This is a genomic window from Acinetobacter higginsii, assembly GCF_000369525.1.
Taxonomy (GTDB): domain Bacteria; phylum Pseudomonadota; class Gammaproteobacteria; order Pseudomonadales; family Moraxellaceae; genus Acinetobacter; species Acinetobacter higginsii.
The window spans coordinates 1,634,632-1,653,263 of sequence record NZ_KB850072.1 but is presented as its reverse complement, the minus strand read 5'-3'; the positions used below and the strand labels follow the sequence as shown (position 1 = coordinate 1,653,263).

Sequence of the window (18,632 nt, the reverse complement as noted above, 5' to 3'; positions counted from 1 at the left end):
GGTGACATAATGTTTAAAAAAGTACTCATTGCCAATCGTGGTGCGATTGCCTGTCGTGTCATTCGTAGTTTAAAGAAACTTGGGATTCAATCTGTTGCGGTTTATTCCGAAGCGGATCGGGATTCCTTACACGTCAGTTTAGCTGATGAAGCGATTTTTATTGGTGATTCAACTGCACAGCAAAGCTATCTTAATATTGAAAAAATTCTGGCTGCAGCACAGCATACTGGGGCCGAAGCGATTCATCCTGGTTATGGTTTTTTATCGGAAAATGCTGCATTTTGTGATCTATGCGAGCAACAGGGCATCACCTTTATTGGTCCGACTTCACAGCAAATGCGCGATTTTGGTCTAAAACATACCGCACGTGAATTGGCAATTCAAAACAATGTACCCTTGCTACCGGGTAGTCAGTTGCTTATCGACTTGGATGATGCTTTGCTTCAGGCTAGCCAGATTGGTTATCCCGTGATGCTGAAAAGCACCGCAGGCGGTGGCGGTATTGGTATGCGTCTGGTGTGGAAAGAACAGGAATTAAAAGAAGCCTATCAAACCGTTTCCTATCTGGCACAAGCCAATTTTAAAGATGCGGGATTGTATCTGGAAAAGTTTGTCGAAAATGCGCGTCATATTGAGGTACAAATTTTCGGTGATGGTCAGGGTCATGTCATTGCACTGGGTGAGCGTGATTGTTCCGTACAACGCCGTAATCAAAAGGTGATTGAGGAAACACCTGCACCACATTTGAATGAAGAGCAACGTAGGTATATTCAACAGGTCGCCATTCAACTGATGCAGTCAGTGCAGTATCGTTCCGCGGGTACAGTTGAATTTGTGATGGATACCGACACACAACAGTTTTACTTTCTGGAAGTGAATACACGCTTGCAAGTGGAACATGGAGTGACGGAACAGGTTTATGGCGTTGATCTGGTCGAATGGATGGTGACCTTGGCCAGTGGGGATTGGCAAGCACCGCAACAGATTGCGCCACCCAAAGGCCATTCGATTCAAGTGCGTTTATATGCCGAAGATCCGATTAAGAACTTTCAACCTAGCGCAGGCTTATTGACCAGTGTCAAATTTGATGCTCAGTCACGGGTGGAAACCTGGGTGGAAACAGGCTCAAATGTTTCTTCATTCTATGACCCGATGATTGCAAAAATTATTGTCACAGCAGCAGATCGCGAGCAGGCCATTGCTGCGATGCAAAATAGCCTAAGTAATACGGAAATTGCAGGGATTGAAACCAATCTCGAATACTTACAGGAAATTATCGCGGGTGAGGTGTTTCAGCAAGGCACACAGACCACGCGTTTCTTGAATCATTTTGAATGGAAAACTCAAAAAATAGAGGTGTTGCAGGCAGGAATTCAAACTGCAGTGCAAGATGTAACAGGTCGCTTGGGTTATTGGGATGTTGGTGTTCCGCCTTCAGGCGCGATGGATGCATTGAGCTTGAATGTTGCTAATCAATTGTTGGGCAATGCATTTAACAGTTCTGGACTAGAATGTACTTTGCTTGGACCGACTTTAAAATTTCATTGTGACAGTCAGATTGTCATCACTGGCGGTGAGATGGAGGCTAGTCTGGATGGGCAGCCTGTGGCGATGTGGTCGACCGTTAATGTCCGTAAAGGTCAGGTACTTAAATGTGGTCGTATCAGTACAGGTTGTCGTAGCTATATTGGGATTAAACATGGATTTAATCTGCCTGCTTATTTAGGTAGTTTAGCCACATTTACCTTAGGGCAATTTGGTGGTCATGCAGGGCGTAACTTACTGATTGGTGATATGTTGCCAATCACTGAAGCGAAAATCGAGCAAACAGTTGCATTAAAGCCTGAACAAATCCCAAGTTTTAAAACCGAATGGGAAATCGCGGTCATGTATGGCCCGCATGGTGCACCTGATTTCTTTACGCCAAATGATGTTGCCATGTTTTTTGATCAAGACTGGGAGATTCATTTTAACTCGAGTCGTACTGGCATTCGTTTGATTGGACCTAAACCTGAATGGGCACGGATTGATGGTGGTGAGGCAGGTCTACATCCGTCGAATATCCATGACAATGCCTATGCGATTGGTGCAATTGATTTCACGGGAGATATGCCGATTATTTTAGGGCCAGATGGTCCGAGTTTAGGTGGCTTCGTTTGTCCTGCGGTGGTGATTAACTCCGAGTTGTGGAAGTTGGGGCAACTGAAAGCAGGCGATAAAGTCAGATTTATTCCTGTCAGCTATGCGCAGGCGCAACAGTTAGAACAGCGTTATCAATCGGCCTTACAGAATGAAACGGTATCACAGATTAATTTTGAACCGATATTCAAAGCAGAACCTGTCACCTTAAAAAATGCGGTATTGGCGACTTTGGATCAGGGTGCGGATAAACCCAAAGTAAGCTATCGCCCCGCAGGTAACCAATATTTGTTGGTAGAATATGGTGAACTGGTCTTAGATCTCAATTTACGTTTTCGTATTCATGCCTTGATGCAATGGGTACAGCAACAAAATATTCAGGGCATCATTGATCTAACCCCAGGTATTCGTTCATTACAGATTCATTATAATTCAATGATTCTAGAGCAACTGGATTTACTGCGCTTGTTACAGGTGGCTGAAAGTGAATTACCTGATATTGAAAATATGCAGGTACCGTCTAGAACGGTGTATTTGCCCTTAGCTTGGGAAGATTCACAAACGCAGCTTGCAACCGAAAAATATACGCAATTGGTTCGTCCTGATGCACCGTGGTGTCCAGATAACATCGAGTTCATTCGCCGTATCAATGGTCTTGCATCGAAGCAAGCGGTAAAAGATGTGGTTTATGACACCGCTTATTTAGTGATGGGGTTGGGCGATGTCTATCTGGGCGCACCTGTTGCCACACCACTAGACCCGAGACATCGTTTAGTCACCACTAAATATAATCCTGCACGAACATGGACGCCTGAAAATGCGGTCGGAATTGGTGGGGCTTATATGTGCGTTTATGGGATGGAAGGGCCGGGTGGCTATCAATTCGTAGGACGTACCACACAGGTGTGGAGTCGTTATCGTCAAAATCCGAATTTTGAACCACATAAGCCATGGTTGCTTAGATTCTTTGACCAAATCCGTTTTTATGAAGTGTCTGAACCTGAACTGTTGGACATGCGGGAAGACTTTAAAGCAGGTCGTTTGCAACTGAGGATCGAAGAAGGGGTACTGAATCTCAAGGACTATAATGCTTTTCTAAAAGACAATGAAAGCCGTATTCAGGCTTTTAAACAGGTTCAGCAAAGCAATTTTGAAGACGAGCGCCGTCGATGGCATGAAGAGGGCTTGGCTGAATATGTTTCTGAAAGTCTAGATGCGGTACTGGATGATTCAGAGATCACAGTTCCAAACGGTGGCATGATCGTGGAGTCACATATGCCAGGCTCAGTCTGGAAAATTGAATGTACCGTGGGAGATATTATTGAAGAAGGTGAAACTTTGGCGGTGATTGAAGCAATGAAAATTGAAATCCCAATCCTTGCGCCTGCAAAAATGAAAGTTGATAGTATCTTGATTGATAAAGCGCAAACGGTAAAAACAGGACAGGCATTATTCACGCTTGCACCTGCTGTATAACGATTAAACTCATGATGCAGAAAAGGCCCTATGATGAAACATAGGGCTTTTTTTATGTGCATTTATTCAGCAATTCACACGGTTTTTTTCTACTTTAGTTGGCTAAAAAACTGGCATAGATACTGCATTAAATATTACGAATTATAAATTTGGTATTACTCAGGCTGAGGTGGTTATGAAAACGCAATCAATCCTAATTCAGTATTTCAAAGTTGCAGCGCGCTGTTTTGCCAATTTACTGAGCGTCCGTGCAGGTCTGTATGTAAAGCAAACCCAGCTTCCTAAACACTAGTCTGATCATTATGAATGCTCGTCCTAAACTGACTCGAATCAGTATTACCGTCCCTGAAAAGACGGTTGAAGCCTTAGATCAAACTATTGTCGAAGAGCATTATGAAAGTCGCTCTCAGGCAATTGTCGACATGATCAACAAGCATCTCATTGCTGAACAGGCACAGCAAAATGCAGTCATGGTCGGCACGCTGACCTTGCTGTACGACGCCAGTTGTATGCCGCTGCGTATGCAGCTCTTAGATTTACAGCAGAAGTTTTTAGAACAGGTGATCAGTTCATTACATATTCAACTGGATCAACAAAAAATATTGGAAGTCATGCTGTTACAAGGTGGCAGTAATGACCTTAAACAGATTAGCCAACAATTTACTGCCTTAAAAGGGGTGATTAAAGGGCATCTGGAACTTATGGATGCCGTGATGCCACCCTTACAGCAAAATGAATAGGAAGGGACTACTGCATTCCTATTGTCGATAAACACATGATTGAGATGTGGGCAAAATTTTCAAAAAAGATATGGGGTGATTATGAAGCAAGCAATAGCAACTTTATCTGTTTCAGTGCTGTTGGGACTGGGCCTTACAGCGTGTGATAATTCGGCTAAAGTGCCAACAGCAGAGAAAGCAACGGAGTCCAAAGATTCGATGTCAACGACTCCAATGACGATTGGCTATAGTGATTGGCCTGGTTGGGTGGCTTGGCAAGTAGCAATTGAAAAGGGCTGGTTAAAAGACGCAGGCTTAAATGTTGAATTTAAATGGTTCGATTATTCTGCCTCAATTTCTGCCTTTGCTGCCAATCAACTGGATGCTGTATTTATTACCAATGGAGATAATTTAGTCAATGCCTCGGGTGGAAGCAAGGGCATGGTCATTATGGTGACCGATTATTCTTCGGGTAATGATGTGATTATTGCCAAGAATGGCATCAACAGCATTCAGGATTTAAAAGGCAAATCCATTGCTACAGAAAAAGGATTAGTCGATCACCTGTTGTTATCGACGGCTTTGACCGATGCCAAGATTCCTTTTTCAGATATTAAACTGGTCAACTCAGTAACCAATGAACTTCCTCAAGTGTTTAGCAGTCAGGATATTGCTGCAATTGCCGTTTGGCAACCCGTTGCCAATCAAGCCTTAAAAGCCGTTGCAGGCTCTAAGATCATTTATAGTTCCAAAGATAAACCCGGCTTAATCTACGATACGCTTGCGGTGAATCCAACTCATTTATCTGCACATAAAGAGGATTGGAAAAAGCTGATCCAAGTGTGGGATAAAACAGTGAAGTATATTCAAGACCCTGCAACACATGCAGATGCAGTAAAAATCATGGCTAATCGTGTTGGTGTTGATCCTCAACAATATGAGCAATTTATTGAGGGGACGCATTTACTGGATATTGCTGCGAATAAGAAAGTGTTCCAAAAGGGAACAGGCTTTGATTCGATTTATGGTTCGACCTATCACGTTAATCAGTTCAATGTCGATAATGGGATTTATAAAACTGCAGTGGATGTAGATGGCTTGATTTATCCAGCGTTGGTGGATGAGTTGAAATAGTGCTCTGTTTGATCAGATGTATTTTCAATATATCCAAAATAAAAAATCATAGCGGAGTCATATATACATCTCGTCTTATTATTAAATTAACCACTGCGTCTTGCACTTCAGTTGAAATATATTTCAACGTCGTTCAGGTTCGACCTACTTTTCTTTCGGGAAAAGTAGGCAAAACCATTGTCATCTGCAAAACCTGTTCTCTTCTTTCATTTAAATATAGATATTGCAAAGACAATACTTTTATAGATATCAGGCAGGTTGCAGACGACATTTCCGAGTATCATTTTGTTGATGAATTTAGATTTGCAATATTTAACTTAGTTGAAGAGTGATTTTTTATATTTATAGATTTTCAAATAATTAGGGCGATTACGATAAAGATATTTATCACAATAGCCCTTGTCTAGGTTAATCAGATAGAAACAGGATTAGTAAGTTCGCGTGGCATTTTTTAATAAATGCTTTTGCTCGGCATCCAACCAGTGTTGTGTATCTGTGGTGGTTGCTGTTGTGGTATTAAATACAAAATCAGGTAGATACATATCCAGATGAAAATAAAGTCGATACAGCTCACCTTCAATCTGTTTCAGTTGGAGCAGGGTATTGGCATCTTTTATTTCAAAATCATCGAGTGTAATTGATTGCTGCAAACGACTGGTGATTGTACTAAAACCAATAGAAGAACCATTTAAAGCAACCGAGACTTCATAGCTTTCAATGGCTTTGAGATCATTTTCAGGATGATCAATTGGACCATTCCTCAGTTGATTTTGTTGTTGGGGAAGGCGTGATTGTGCATAAGCCATGTGTTGATCGGCGATCATCAAGCCCCCATCCATAGGTACAATCTTTTGTGTTGCCACATGTTGCATTTGAAATAGACGTAAACCAAGCAATAAGCCATGCTGAGCCTGTTGTCGCCAATCTTCTACGTAGGCATGGGAAGGTGAGAACTCTAAAATGCTATTGCCGATCGGGTAAAGCTTGGCGGGTTCAGGCCATTGAATATGATTCTGATAGTTCTGATGAACCTGCCAAGAGAGTAATTCGCGCTCTGAATCCCATAAAGTATCGCCAATCCATCCTTGTCGCTCATGCACTGCAGTTTGATTGGCATCGATCAGTCGTAGATCAATGCTAAAAGATCTGGACTGAAACCAATACACAATAGTTTTTTCATCGGTCATGCCATTAAAGAAGCTGATACTTTTACGTCTAAAACATCCCAATAAATAGCGTGGTAAGGGCAAGTGATCATCAATTACTGTTGGCTCAAGTTGCGCTAATAAGTTGATTAAATTCATTCGCTTGCTCCCTGTTCATTTAAGCCAAAGGAGTGCAGTGGACGGGCATTTTCAAGTACCAACTCACCCGACTGAATGCGTTGCTTGAGGTACATAAAAGTTTGAGCGGTTTGATTAAATAGATGCTCACCACCTTTCATTGGCGGATATAACGGCACTTCATTTGGAATGAGTGGCTGAATCAGATAGTCATAATCACAGGAGAAGAACAGCGGAAATGAATAACGCTCTTGCTGTACCCGTCTTACACGATGCTTGGTTGCCAGATAACGACCATTGGATAAGATTTCCATCATGTCACCAATATTCATCACCATGGTGTTTTCGATTAAAGGAATATCGACCCATTCACCTTGTTTATTGAGTACTTGCAGACCTTCAGCCGTTGGAAATAAAAGGGTAAAACATTCATAGTCGGTATGTGCGCCAATACCCGATTGATCTTCAGCCTCGGGATTGTAAGGATAATGAATTAGTCTCAATTGGCTCGGCGCATGCTTTGAATGCGGTTCAAAAAAGTCCTCATTCAAATCAAGTGCCAAAGCAAAAGCTTTAAATAGCTGATTGCCGATGGCTTTGATATGTTGATAATAATTTAAGACAGTGTGTTTAAAGTGGGCATCTTCAGGCCATAGCGTTGGGCCGAGCAAAGGACGACGATGCAGCTCACCGAGATAGTCATAATTGATGTCATAGGATTCTTTTAGATCATAGACATTGGTTTTGAATTGTTCTTCGCCGATTGGCACATAACCACTATGATTTTCGGATAGACCAATATAATGTTGCATTTTAGTGGCTTGGTCTTGGCTAAAATAATGCTGCGCGGTTTGTTTTAACTGATCGAACAGTTCAGGTTGAAATTGCTCCCCCTGAATGTATAAGAAGCCGACGTCTTTACAGGCTTGATCAAGTTGCTTCACTACTTGTTTGCGATCTTCTAAACTCGCGCTGTTGAGGAGTGAAATATCAATTAAGGGCAACACATAATCATGGTTCATGAGATTCACCATTGGCTGGTCGTCCAGCAATAAATGAAGCAGATTGGGTCGTCCCAAACGCTATTTTATTTCTGTGTACTCATTTGGGTCATACGTGGAATTTTAGGTAAATCCTGCAACGCGGGATCTAGGGCTTCCTCTTGGTGATGCACCAATAGATCAACACGCTGCCGTAGCTGTTTGAATTCAGGTGAATGCATCAGTTCCATGCTTCGTGGACGTGGTAAATCGACTTCGATAATCTCTTTGACTTCACCTGGATTGGCTTTTAAAGCCACAATACGATCTGCCAGTAAAATGGCTTCATCCATGTCATGCGTGACAAATAAAATAGTGATATCAATGTTTTGCCATAAGTCCATGAGATGCTTTTGCATTTTTTGTCGGGTGTAGGGATCGAGTGCGCCAAAAGGTTCATCCATCAATAAGATTTTGGGTTCATTGACTAGGGCACGGGCAATGGCGACACGCTGTTTCATCCCACCTGAAAGTTCATGTGGAAACTGATTTTCATATTTTTCTAAGCCAATAATATTGATCCATTCACGTGCCATTTCTTCGGCACGGGTTTGACTGATGCCTTTCATCAAAGGCCCAAACATCACATTTTCTTTGACGGTTTTCCATGGAAATAAGGTGTAACCTTGAAAGACCATACCACGTTCTGAACTTGGGCCTTTAATCTTTTGTCCTTCAACCAGAACTTCGCCACTATGGTAGTCATCTAGACCTGCAACCACACGGCTTAAGGTTGATTTGCCACACCCTGAAGGACCAATTACACAGACAAATTCGCGTTTATGAATACGAAGGTCTATCTGATTGAGTACGATTCTTTCAGATGTGCCATGCTGAAAAATTTGTGTCAGTTGCTTGGTTTCCAGCATCACGGGACGCGTATAAATATGCTCAAAATAGGCTTTGGCATTAAAATTATCCGTCATATTTATACTCCTTTTTTCCATTTGAATAGGAAAGTGCCCAGTTTCATTAAAATCAAATCACACAACAGGCCAATTACCCCGATAATCAGGATGGCTGCATAGACATTGTCAAAGTTTTGATAACGTGCTTGTTGGGTAATAAACCAAGTGATCCCAGACGTTGCACCAATCAGTTCTGACACAATCAAATAGGTCCAAGCCCAACCCAGTAACACTCGTTGATCTCGATAAATATCAGGCAGTGCAGCAGGGATCATCACATGAAACAGGCTTTTGAGCTTATTGGTGCCTAGTGTGTAACCTGCTTCAATTAAGCCGCGATCGACCATGCGGGTGGTATTGGCAATAATCAAAATTTGCTGAAATAAGGTACCAATCACGATAATGGCAATTTTCGGAGCATCATTAATGCCTAAAATCGCCACCGCCAATGCCCCAAAGGCAGGTGCAGGCAGGTAGCGAAAAAACTCGACAAAGGGTTCAGTTAGCTTGGAAATGGTATTGGAAAAGCCACACAGAATACCAAGTGGCACACCGATCAATGAAGAGATAAAAAACGCCGTAAATACAATCTTGATACTGTGCCACAGGCTTTGATGTAACCAAGGGGCATCGGCCTGTTGTGGGGGCGTGGTAAACGAGGTGAAAAGTGCTTTCGCCACTTGATGCGGTGCAGGCAAATAAATTGGATTGACCAGAATACCTGTAGGCGGTGTTTTGCCTTGATTGACGGCATCTTGAGCCTCTGCATAATAAGCCTGCTTATCTATTCGGGTGCCTGCCTGTAGATAAGTGGCTGAGCCTGCATTGGTAATTTGAACTTGTGGATGCCAGATAAAAGGTAAGTAACTGACACAGCTCCAGATTAAGATGGGAATCAGAAAAGATCCCAAACTCAAGTAAAGCTTTTTCCTTTTTGACAATACTGAATGATGCATAGGTGCACACCCGTAGTAATACTAATTGAATAAAACGTAATACTATTTAGCAATTTTGATGCCAGTGCAGATGCTGAATCGCAAAATCAGGATGAAGTGCATTCAATGAAAAGTGAGATAGGCACTTTGTAATGCTTTTAATGTGTTTGTGCCTATCTGTAAGTGAGTCCTTAATGATTGAATAGATTCAGGTTGTTGAATTTTATAAGCAGTTGATCAGGAGATTCTACCCACGCTGGGTCAGGCTGAATACAATCGATGGGACAGACAGCGAGGCAGGTGGGTGCTGTGTAGAAACCGACGCATTCAGTGCAACGTTGTGGGTCGATTTCATAGACTTTTGCACCTTCATTAATCGCTTGATTGGGGCATTCAGGCAAGCACATATCACAATTGATACATGCATTGGTAATGATGAGTGCCATATCAATCTGCCGAATAGGCAAGTGCAGCAGATTGCAACTCGGTTGTGGCGTGCGGCAAATTACGAATCAATAGGGCATATTCAATATCGATCTCAGCGGACAGTGGAATTTCTACGATATGACCTGAACCTTTGGCATTTTCAATGACATTGCCTTTAAGATCACGCATCTGTTCTAATTTGAAGTTGATATTGCCTTTGGGTGTCATCAATTCAAGCGAATCACCAATCACAAAGCGGTTTTTAACCTCAATGCGAATATAGCCGCCATTGCGACCAATCACTTCGCCGCAAAATTGTTGATAGTCAAAATGTGATGATCCGTCTGCATAATTTTGATAATCGCTATGCACATGACGACGCAAGAAGCCTTCGGTATAACCACGATTGGCCAATCCTTCCAGTTGAGTCATCAGGCTTGGGTCAAAGACTTTGCCTGCCAGTGCATCATCAATGGCTTTGCGGTAAATCTGCGCAGTACGAGCACAATAAAAATAAGATTTGGTACGACCCTCGATCTTTAAAGAAGCAACACCCATTTGAGTCAGACGATCGACATGCTGTACTGCACGTAGGTCTTTGGAGTTCATGAAATAGGTGCCATGTTCATCTTCTTCGGCGGCAAACATGTCTTCATCATTACGCTGCACCAAAACAGTTTGCGCCATATTTGTGCTGTTTGATGTCTGTGCGCAACATTGCTGTTGAGTAGTAACCTGCTGAACAGGAATGACATCACCATTGGCATCTTCTTGCGCTGAGTGGATTTTATAGTCCCAACGACAGGCATTGGTGCAGGCCCCCTGATTGGCATCACGTTTATTCATATAGCCCGATAACAAGCAACGTCCTGAATAGGCCATGCATAGTGCACCATGCACGAACACTTCCAGTTCAATTTCAGGCACATGTTTCTGGATTTGTTCTATTTCTTCGAGCGAAAGTTCTCGTGACAAGATCACGCGACTTAGACCATAGTCTTTCCAGAATTTTACTGTGGCCCAGTTAATGGCATTGGCTTGTACTGACAGATGAATCTGCATCTCGGGGAAATATTCACGTACTAACATAATCAAACCGGGGTCTGACATAATCAGCGCGTCTGGCTGCATGGCAATAATCGATTCGATATCTCGAATAAAGTTTTTGAGTTTGCTGTTATGCGGCTGGATATTGACCACCACATAAAATTTTTTGCCTAGCGCATGCGCCTCATCAATCCCGATTTTTAAATTGTCATGGTCAAATTCATTGTTGCGCACGCGTAAGCTATAACGAGGCTGGCCTGCATAGACCGCATCGGCACCATAAGCAAAGGCATAACGCATATTTTTAAGTGAACCAGCAGGAGAGAGTAATTCAGTATTCATGATGCAGCATAAAAGGCATATAAAAAATAAGGAATTATTCTAGAAAGTTCAGCACAAGGATTCAACCTAGCATTTTGCTCAGGATTTTATAAACGTTTAGGGGAAATCTAGGCCATAAAAAAGCACCCGAAGGTGCTTTTTAGAATTAGTGATGACGGTGCTTTCTTTTCTTCTTGTATTTTTTAGACTGGTAATTGTCATAGTCACGGTCTTGACCGACTTTACGGCCTAGAGCAGAACCACCTGCCGCACCAGCAGCAGCACCGATATAACCGCCAGTCGTACCACCGATGTTTTTACCTACAGTATAACCACCCACGCCACCTAAACCACCACCAATGGCAGCTTCAGTACGGGTACGTTTGCTACTTGCAGCAGCTGCACCACCAGCACCACCGAGCGCAGAGCCAATCATTGCGCCGCTGTTTCCACCCATTTCTTTACCAATTGCAGTACCTACAACACTACCAAGCGCAGACGTCGCAGCAACACGGGTTGCATTATCAGCATGAGCAGCAGTAACCAATGATGAGCTCGCAAAAACAGCAGCACATAACCAAGCATTTAATTTCATTTTTGACTCCGTGTCCGAAACATGGCGGACCTCTTTTTCATGGCTGCAAATGTAACAAAATTTGCATATGAAAGTGTGGAGAAGCTTTCCTGAATTATTACACTTTAGTGTCTGGATTGTAGTGTTTTGTTGCTAAGAATATCGAAGAATGAGGGTTAAGTTCGATTAAACAATAAGATAGTTAATCACTGCACAAAAAAAATGAAACCTTATTTTAAGGTTCCATTCATTTTTGAATTAATCTAATGAATCATCTTTGCTGCTTTGTTCTTCAAGTTTGAGCTGTCGCGGATTCAGTTCAGTTTGCAAACGTAGATAGTTTAAGTCACGGATATTCTTTTGGGTTGCGACCACGCCAAACAGGCTTAATAAGAAAGACATGATGTAAAAGCCTTTTTCACTCATGGTCAGATCTGCATTCCATAAACTCACCAATAAAAGACCGATACAAAGCGCCATCGAAGCCCAGCATAGTCCATAGTAAATCGCCGTAACGGGAATTTCTTCGAGTTGGTCACGGACAGTTTTCTGTAAAGAAGCCGCAGAAAAAAGTCCATAAAGCAAGATCACCAGATAATAGCCTTTTTCATGCAAGGGCATATTGGCATTCCATAGTCCAATCATAAAGCCAACGCCACCTGCGAGTAAGGCCACCCAGCTCGCAGCGATAAAGGCTGAGGTGGGGCGGTTTATAAAATTATTCATAGATTATCCTATTGTTTTATCTTTCTATTTGTCTTTCATTATTTATATATAAGCCTTGATCAGAGAACAAGCAATGAAAACTAAAACTGAACAATTTGTGATGAAATGGGTGAGGAATAGTAAGTTCCCCTGATTCTCTATGTCTTTTAAGCAGTAGAGTCTGTAAACTATGCGCAATTTTTTGATTTTGCTCGTGCTTCATTGGCACTGAGTCTTTAGATTTTGAGATATTCCGCCCATGAAAGCATCACTCCGTTTAAGACTCGATCAACTTTGTGATCGTCACGAAGAGCTGACTGCATTACTCGCTGATGTAGAAGTAATTTCGGACAATAAACGTTTTCGTAAACTGTCCCGTGAACACAATGATTTAACTGAAATCACCGAGGTTTGGAGCAAATATCGTCAAGCGGAAGAAGATATCGAAACGGCTGAAATGATGAAATCAGATCCTGATTTCAAAGACATGGCCGAGGAAGAAATCAAAGAAAATAAAGCACTTTTGCTTGCGCTTGAAGAGCAATTAAACGTGTTGATGATTCCGAAAGATCCAAATGACGCCAACGCAGCCTATCTTGAGGTTCGTGCGGGTACAGGTGGTGATGAAGCTGCGATCTTTTCGGGTGATTTATTCCGTATGTATAGCAAATACGCTGAAACACAAGGCTGGCGTATTGAAGTGCTTTCTGAAAACGAAGGCGAGCATGGCGGTTATAAAGAGATCATTTGTCGTATCGATGGCGAAGGCGTGTATGGTCGTTTGAAATTTGAAAGTGGTGCACACCGTGTACAACGTGTCCCTGCGACTGAATCACAGGGACGTGTACATACTTCGGCCTGTACCGTTGCGATTCTGCCAGAAGTCGATGTAGATACCACCGTCGAAATCAACCCTGCCGATTTGCGTATTGATACTTACCGTGCATCAGGTGCGGGTGGTCAGCACATTAACAAAACCGATTCAGCAGTACGTATTACCCATATTCCATCGGGTGTAGTGGTGGAATGTCAGGAAGAGCGTTCTCAGCATAAGAACAAAGCCAAAGCGATGGCATTGTTAGTCTCACGTTTAGAAAATGCCAAACGTGCGGCAGCGGATGCAGCAACCTCAGAAATGCGCCGTGACTTGGTTGGTTCGGGTGACCGTTCAGAGCGTATTCGTACCTATAACTACCCGCAAGGTCGTATGACCGATCACCGTATCAACCTGACTTTATATAAGTTGGATGCGATTATGGAAGGTGATTTAACCGAACTGTTAGATAGCTTACATCGTGAATATCAAGCGGATCAGTTGGCGATGCTTGCACAGGAAAATGGCGGCTAATGAATATTGCTCAAGCATTAGAGATCAAAGGTGAAATTGATAGCTATGAACGTCAAGAGGCGGCGTGGCTACTCGAACATATTTTGGGAATTAATACCTTAGAACTTAAATTAAGACTTGAGCAAGAACTGACTGAAATGCAGGAGCAAGCTTATTTAGATGGGCTGGCTCGTATCGAACAAGGTGAACCGTTGGCCTATGTCACAGGTTCACAACCGTTTTGGACGCTCGATTTAAAAGTCACCCATGATACTTTGGTGCCGCGTCCCGATACCGAAATCCTTGTGGAAACGGTATTAAAACTGCCTTTAAGTTCACAAGCCAATATTGTTGACCTAGGCACAGGAACAGGTGCGATTGCTTTGTCACTCGCGTGTGAGCGTCCACAGTGGCAAGTGACAGCAACTGATATCTATGCACCGACTTTAGCGGTGGCGCAGGACAATGCCGTGCGACATGGTCTCATGCAGGTTAAGTTTGCTTGTGGTGCTTGGTTTGAGGCTTTAGAACAGCAACTGTTTGATCTGATTGTATCGAATCCGCCATATATTGATCCTGACGATGTGCATATGCAAAAGCTCAAGTCTGAACCTGAGCGTGCATTGATTGCAGATAAGCAGGGTATGGCAGATATTGAAATTATCATTACCCAAGGTAAAGACTGGCTTAAACCGAATGGCTGGATTGTGCTTGAACATGGTTATGACCAAGGCCAAGCAGTACGTGATATTTTTGAGCAGCATCATTTTAGCCAGATTAAAACAATTCAGGACTACGGACAAAATGACCGCGTGACCTTGGCCTGTTGGATCTAAGCTTGTTTGTGGATGCTATCACGCCAACGTAATAATCTATTTTCCAGTAGTTTCATCAAACTGTCGGATATTTTTCCAAGCAAAGCCAATAAAATAATCGCAATGATCACAATATCTGGGCGTGAAGTTTCTCGTCCATCACTGAGTAGATAACCAATTCCTTGAGTTGCGGCAATCAGTTCGGCGGCAATCATAAACATCCATGATAAGCTCAAGCTATTGCGTAAACCGGTCAGGATTCCAGAGGAAGCAGCAGGCAACACAATTGAGATAACCCGTTGAAATGCATTGAGGCGATAGACCTTTCCAACCTCAATCAGTTTGCGATCTACATTATGGATTGCTGCAACCGTATTGGTATAGGTCGGGAAAAATGCACCAATCGCAATCAGCGCGATTTTAGAAGATTCATCAATCCCTAACCAAAGTAATAATAATGGAATCCATGCAAGGCTTGGAATGGATTTGAGTGCGGAAAAAGTGGGTTCTAAATAGGCTTCCACTTCTTTGCTTAGGCCGACCCAAATCGCAAAAATTAAAGCGAAACCACTACCGATTGCAAAACCGATGAGTACCCGCCAAGTACTGATGTAAATGTGCTGCAGTAAATCAGTTTGAGCCAAATCCCAAAAAGATTGCCACAAACTACTGGGTGCAGGGAGTAAATACGCTTCGATATCGCCATTTCTGACTAAAAATTCACAGAGTATTAACAGCAGAGTAGGAAGTAGCAATGCTTTTAGCCAACGAATGAGGTTTGGGCTAAAACGCTTTTTATTTGTTTGTGCGCTTTGCTGAGCTAGAAAATCCGTTAGCTCTGCTTTGTGACTTGAATTGCTCATGGATTATTTCGCAACTTTTTGAGCAAAGCGTGGGTCAAGTAGTTGATCGACCACTTGATTGACATCTGTCCCTTTTCTAACCAAGTCTTCTTCTGTCAAGATTTTTCCTGATCGTTTCAGGGCTTGTGCTTGGGTAGCAGATGGAATGTTTTGCTCAAAGTTTGTACGGCTCAATTGTAATTGTGCCACTGGTAACGGGAGCTTAGCTTCACGTGCCAATAATGCTGCAACTTTATCTGGATTGGCTTTGGCCCATTTTCGTGCTTGTTCGTAGGCTTTAATTACCGTCTCAATCGCTTCTGGGCTTTGTTTACTAAACTCTTCTTTGACGCTCAAGACGCTATAACTATTAAAAGCAACATTACGATAAAGCAATTTAGCCCCAGATTGGATTTGTGCAGACGCCATTAAGGGATCAAGCCCAGCCCATGCATCTACTTGTCCACGTTCTAATGCAGTCTTGCCATCTGGATGTTGTAAATGAACCAATTGAACATCACGTTTATTCAATCCTACTGTATCCAATGCCTGTAGCGTAAACAGGAAAGGATCTGTACCTTTGGTTGCAGCAATTTTTTTGCCTTTGAGGTCTTTTAAGTTTTTGATCGGCGAATTTGCTGGAACGACCAATGCTGTCCATTCAGGTTGGCTTTGAATATAGACTGTCTTGATTGGGCTGCCGTTGGCGCGACTGAGCACCGCAGCCAAACCCGCGGTTGAAGCGAAATCAATACTATTGCTATTTAAATATTCTAGAGAGCGGTTACTGCCTTGGCTAAATACCCATTTAATTTCGGTATTGGGAAGGGCTTTTTCTAACAGTTTTTGATCTTTCACCACCAAGCTGGTTGGTGCATAGTAGGCATAGTCAAGTTTAAGTGTGGTGGGAATGGCAGCAAAACTGGAAGATATAAATACCGTAGAGAAGCCTAAAGCGAATAAAGTCTTAGAGAGAGGTAATTTAGAAAGGAAAGACATGAGCTAAATCAGCGCCGTATAATAAAATATCAGCGATCTTTACATGTATCACAGCGCATCCCAACTGAGTTATTTTGATTTAGAAATCATGATAATAGATAAAAATCAAATTGGTCTCAAAACACTGTTTTTATTCACGAACAATGTTGATTATTACGTTGGGCTGCTATTGAAAATATCGTGATATCCTCAGCTTAATCTTGGATATATTGCTGTACTGCATTGGCTAAACGACTTTCACCTTGTTGTTGCAGTCCATCCACCACGCCCAAAGCATCTGGCTTTTCCCGATTTTGGCTGAGTTTAAACTTTCCTGTGATCTGTGAGATTGGAATTTCGATACCGACAATGCCTTGTAATTCCTGTGTAATATATTCGTCTGGTGCATCAGACATTTTCCAAGGCGTTGCTTGTTTGGCCTCATGGGTACGTGTCAGTCTGGCCAAGATACCGCGTAAAGATTTTTCGTCATGCAGAAAATTGATGCTTCCTTTGACGTGAACCACTTGATAATTCCATGTGGGTACATGTCGATGATGTTGTTGCTTGCTTGGATACCAATTCGGTGAGATATAACCGTGTTCACCCTGAAAAATAATTAAAACTGTTGCACCATTTTCAATTTGAGTGTGTAGCGGATTATTCTTGGCAATATGCGCAATCAGTGTCGCTGTTTGGCTGTGCTCATCACGTAATAAATGAAAGGGTATATGATTGGCTTCTAAGCCTTCAGCACTATGACTTATCAGTGTGGCAAAAGGGTAGTCCTGAATTAGTTGGTATAATTTTTCAAGATCTGTTTCTTCAAATATTTCAGGCAAATACATTGTCTACTCCTTCGATTATTCTAAATGACCCAACCGTTTCTTTTTATTGGGTGAAGACTTCCTATAGCTGCCCGGACTGACCCCCGTCCATTTTTTAAAGGCACGATGGAACGCACTTGGGTCATGGAAATGCAAATCATCACTGATGTTCTGGATTGAATCATTCGTTTTACTGAGTCGTTCAATGGCAATATCACAGCGAATGTCATTTTTAAGCTGTTGATAACTGACACCTTCTTGCTTTAAACGACGTTGAATGGTAGCAGTCGACATATTCAGTTGCTGGGCAATCTCTTTCAGTTCATCCCATTGCGATGGTGGCTGTAGCAGCAGTTGACGGCGGATTTGCAAGCTTAACGAGTTCTCATTTTTAAAGCGTACAATCAGGTTATAAGGTGTGTGTTTGAGAAAATCCTTGAGTGCTTGTTTATCTTTTTTGATTTTATGCTTGAGATAATGCGCGTCAAACTCGATTTGATTTTGCTCGGCATTAAATTGAATGTTCTCGCAAAACCGTACCCGATAATCTTGTATTTCCACAGGTGGATGACATCTAAAACTCATTTTTTGGAAACCAATGCGCTGATCACTCAACCAGCACATTAAACTATGCACTAACATTAAATAGGTTGAATAGGTAAACATCCGTTTCGGATGCTCACGATCATGCAAGATCAGATAGGCTTTACTGCCTTTTTGAATCAGTTCACCCCGAATATCATCCAGCACCAAACTTAAAAATTTTAAAATTTCTTGGATGGCTTGCTCCAGCGTTTCGGCATTAAAAGCTAATTTTGCTAATAGGCTATAACTGCCTCGGCGCATGGGATGAGTATCCATACCAAGAAATTCATCATTCATACTTTCTGCAACTTCGACCCATAACTGCGCACATTGGGTCACAGGCACTCGCGCCTTGGAGGAAGTCAATAGTTCAGCTGAAATACCTGCGCGATTGGCGATATTGACAATATTCAACCCACGACTTGCAGCAACACTTAATGCTTCACGGATTAAAGCATTTGAAATGGTGTCCTTAGCCGAATTAAGATCGAGGTTGAGGTTTTTGTTCATATATCAATAAAATACAGGAGAAGAATGAAATCGAATGCTCA

General features: G+C 42.3%; 17 protein-coding genes. 5 read left to right on the top strand and 12 right to left on the bottom strand.

Going from position 1 to position 18,632, the window contains the following annotated elements; all coding sequences use genetic code 11:
• Positions 1-9 precede the first annotated feature (9 nt).
• From uca to F902_RS13930, 3 genes are all read left to right on the top strand, one after another.
• Complete coding sequence (gene uca, locus F902_RS13940; RefSeq protein ID WP_005204388.1) at positions 10-3,615, top strand: urea carboxylase; 3,606 nt, start codon at positions 10-12, stop codon at positions 3,613-3,615.
• Between the two features lie 302 nt (positions 3,616-3,917).
• Positions 3,918-4,355: a CopG family ribbon-helix-helix protein gene (locus F902_RS13935; RefSeq protein WP_004654007.1), complete on the top strand. Its 438-nt coding sequence runs from the start codon at positions 3,918-3,920 to the stop codon at positions 4,353-4,355.
• Between the two features lie 81 nt (positions 4,356-4,436).
• A complete protein-coding gene (locus F902_RS13930; protein WP_005204387.1) occupies positions 4,437-5,468 on the top strand; it encodes an ABC transporter substrate-binding protein in 1,032 nt (343 codons plus the stop codon).
• Positions 5,469-5,896: 428 nt separating this feature from the next.
• Here the strand turns inward: F902_RS13930 and F902_RS13925 are convergent, their stop codons facing one another.
• The 8 genes from F902_RS13925 to yiaA all read right to left on the bottom strand — a co-directional run bounded on the left by F902_RS13925 (position 5,897) and on the right by yiaA (position 12,728).
• Positions 5,897-6,772: a hypothetical protein gene (locus tag F902_RS13925; protein WP_005204385.1), complete on the bottom strand. Its 876-nt coding sequence runs from the start codon at positions 6,770-6,772 to the stop codon at positions 5,897-5,899.
• Positions 6,769-7,785 (bottom strand): isopenicillin N synthase family dioxygenase, encoded by a 1,017-nt coding sequence (locus tag F902_RS13920; protein WP_005204377.1) that lies wholly within the window; start codon positions 7,783-7,785, stop codon positions 6,769-6,771. Before F902_RS13920 ends, F902_RS13925 begins: the two co-directional genes overlap by 4 nt.
• A 53-nt stretch (positions 7,786-7,838) precedes the next feature.
• Complete coding sequence (locus F902_RS13915) at positions 7,839-8,717, bottom strand: ABC transporter ATP-binding protein (protein ID WP_005204376.1); 879 nt, start codon at positions 8,715-8,717, stop codon at positions 7,839-7,841.
• Between the two features lie 2 nt (positions 8,718-8,719).
• On the bottom strand, positions 8,720-9,655 hold the full coding sequence (locus F902_RS13910) for an ABC transporter permease (protein ID WP_005204374.1): 936 nt from the start codon (positions 9,653-9,655) through the stop codon (positions 8,720-8,722).
• A 170-nt stretch (positions 9,656-9,825) separates the two neighbouring features.
• On the bottom strand, positions 9,826-10,080 hold the full coding sequence (locus F902_RS13905) for a YfhL family 4Fe-4S dicluster ferredoxin (protein ID WP_017402366.1): 255 nt from the start codon (positions 10,078-10,080) through the stop codon (positions 9,826-9,828).
• Position 10,081: 1 nt separating this feature from the next.
• Positions 10,082-11,449, bottom strand: a complete 1,368-nt coding sequence (gene trhP / locus F902_RS13900) for a prephenate-dependent tRNA uridine(34) hydroxylase TrhP (protein WP_005204372.1) — start codon at positions 11,447-11,449, stop codon at positions 10,082-10,084.
• A 145-nt stretch (positions 11,450-11,594) separates the two neighbouring features.
• Complete coding sequence (locus F902_RS13895) at positions 11,595-12,023, bottom strand: hypothetical protein (protein ID WP_005187711.1); 429 nt, start codon at positions 12,021-12,023, stop codon at positions 11,595-11,597.
• Positions 12,024-12,260: 237 nt separating this feature from the next.
• Positions 12,261-12,728: an inner membrane protein YiaA gene (yiaA, locus tag F902_RS13890; protein ID WP_005204370.1), complete on the bottom strand. Its 468-nt coding sequence runs from the start codon at positions 12,726-12,728 to the stop codon at positions 12,261-12,263.
• Between the two features lie 238 nt (positions 12,729-12,966).
• Between yiaA and prfA the strand changes: the two genes are divergently transcribed.
• Together prfA and prmC are read left to right on the top strand one after the other, a co-directional pair.
• Entirely contained in the window at positions 12,967-14,055 is a 1,089-nt protein-coding gene (gene prfA / locus F902_RS13885) for a peptide chain release factor 1 (RefSeq protein ID WP_005204369.1), read from the top strand.
• Positions 14,055-14,870 carry a peptide chain release factor N(5)-glutamine methyltransferase gene (gene prmC, locus F902_RS13880; RefSeq protein WP_005204368.1) on the top strand — a complete coding sequence of 272 codons (816 nt, stop codon included), beginning with the start codon at positions 14,055-14,057 and terminating at the stop codon, positions 14,868-14,870. Before prfA ends, prmC begins: the two co-directional genes overlap by 1 nt.
• Here prmC and F902_RS13875 read toward each other — a convergent pair.
• From F902_RS13875 to F902_RS13860, 4 genes are all read right to left on the bottom strand, one after another.
• On the bottom strand, positions 14,867-15,712 hold the full coding sequence (locus tag F902_RS13875) for an ABC transporter permease (protein WP_005204367.1): 846 nt from the start codon (positions 15,710-15,712) through the stop codon (positions 14,867-14,869). The two genes, prmC and F902_RS13875, sit on opposite strands and share 4 nt — an antisense overlap.
• A gap of 3 nt (positions 15,713-15,715) precedes the next feature.
• Complete coding sequence (locus tag F902_RS13870; RefSeq protein ID WP_005204366.1) at positions 15,716-16,690, bottom strand: aliphatic sulfonate ABC transporter substrate-binding protein; 975 nt, start codon at positions 16,688-16,690, stop codon at positions 15,716-15,718.
• A 194-nt stretch (positions 16,691-16,884) separates the two neighbouring features.
• Complete coding sequence (locus tag F902_RS13865) at positions 16,885-17,517, bottom strand: FMN-binding negative transcriptional regulator (RefSeq protein WP_005204365.1); 633 nt, start codon at positions 17,515-17,517, stop codon at positions 16,885-16,887.
• Between the two features lie 15 nt (positions 17,518-17,532).
• Positions 17,533-18,591, bottom strand: a complete 1,059-nt coding sequence (locus tag F902_RS13860) for an AraC family transcriptional regulator (RefSeq protein ID WP_005187732.1) — start codon at positions 18,589-18,591, stop codon at positions 17,533-17,535.
• Positions 18,592-18,632 lie beyond the last annotated feature (41 nt).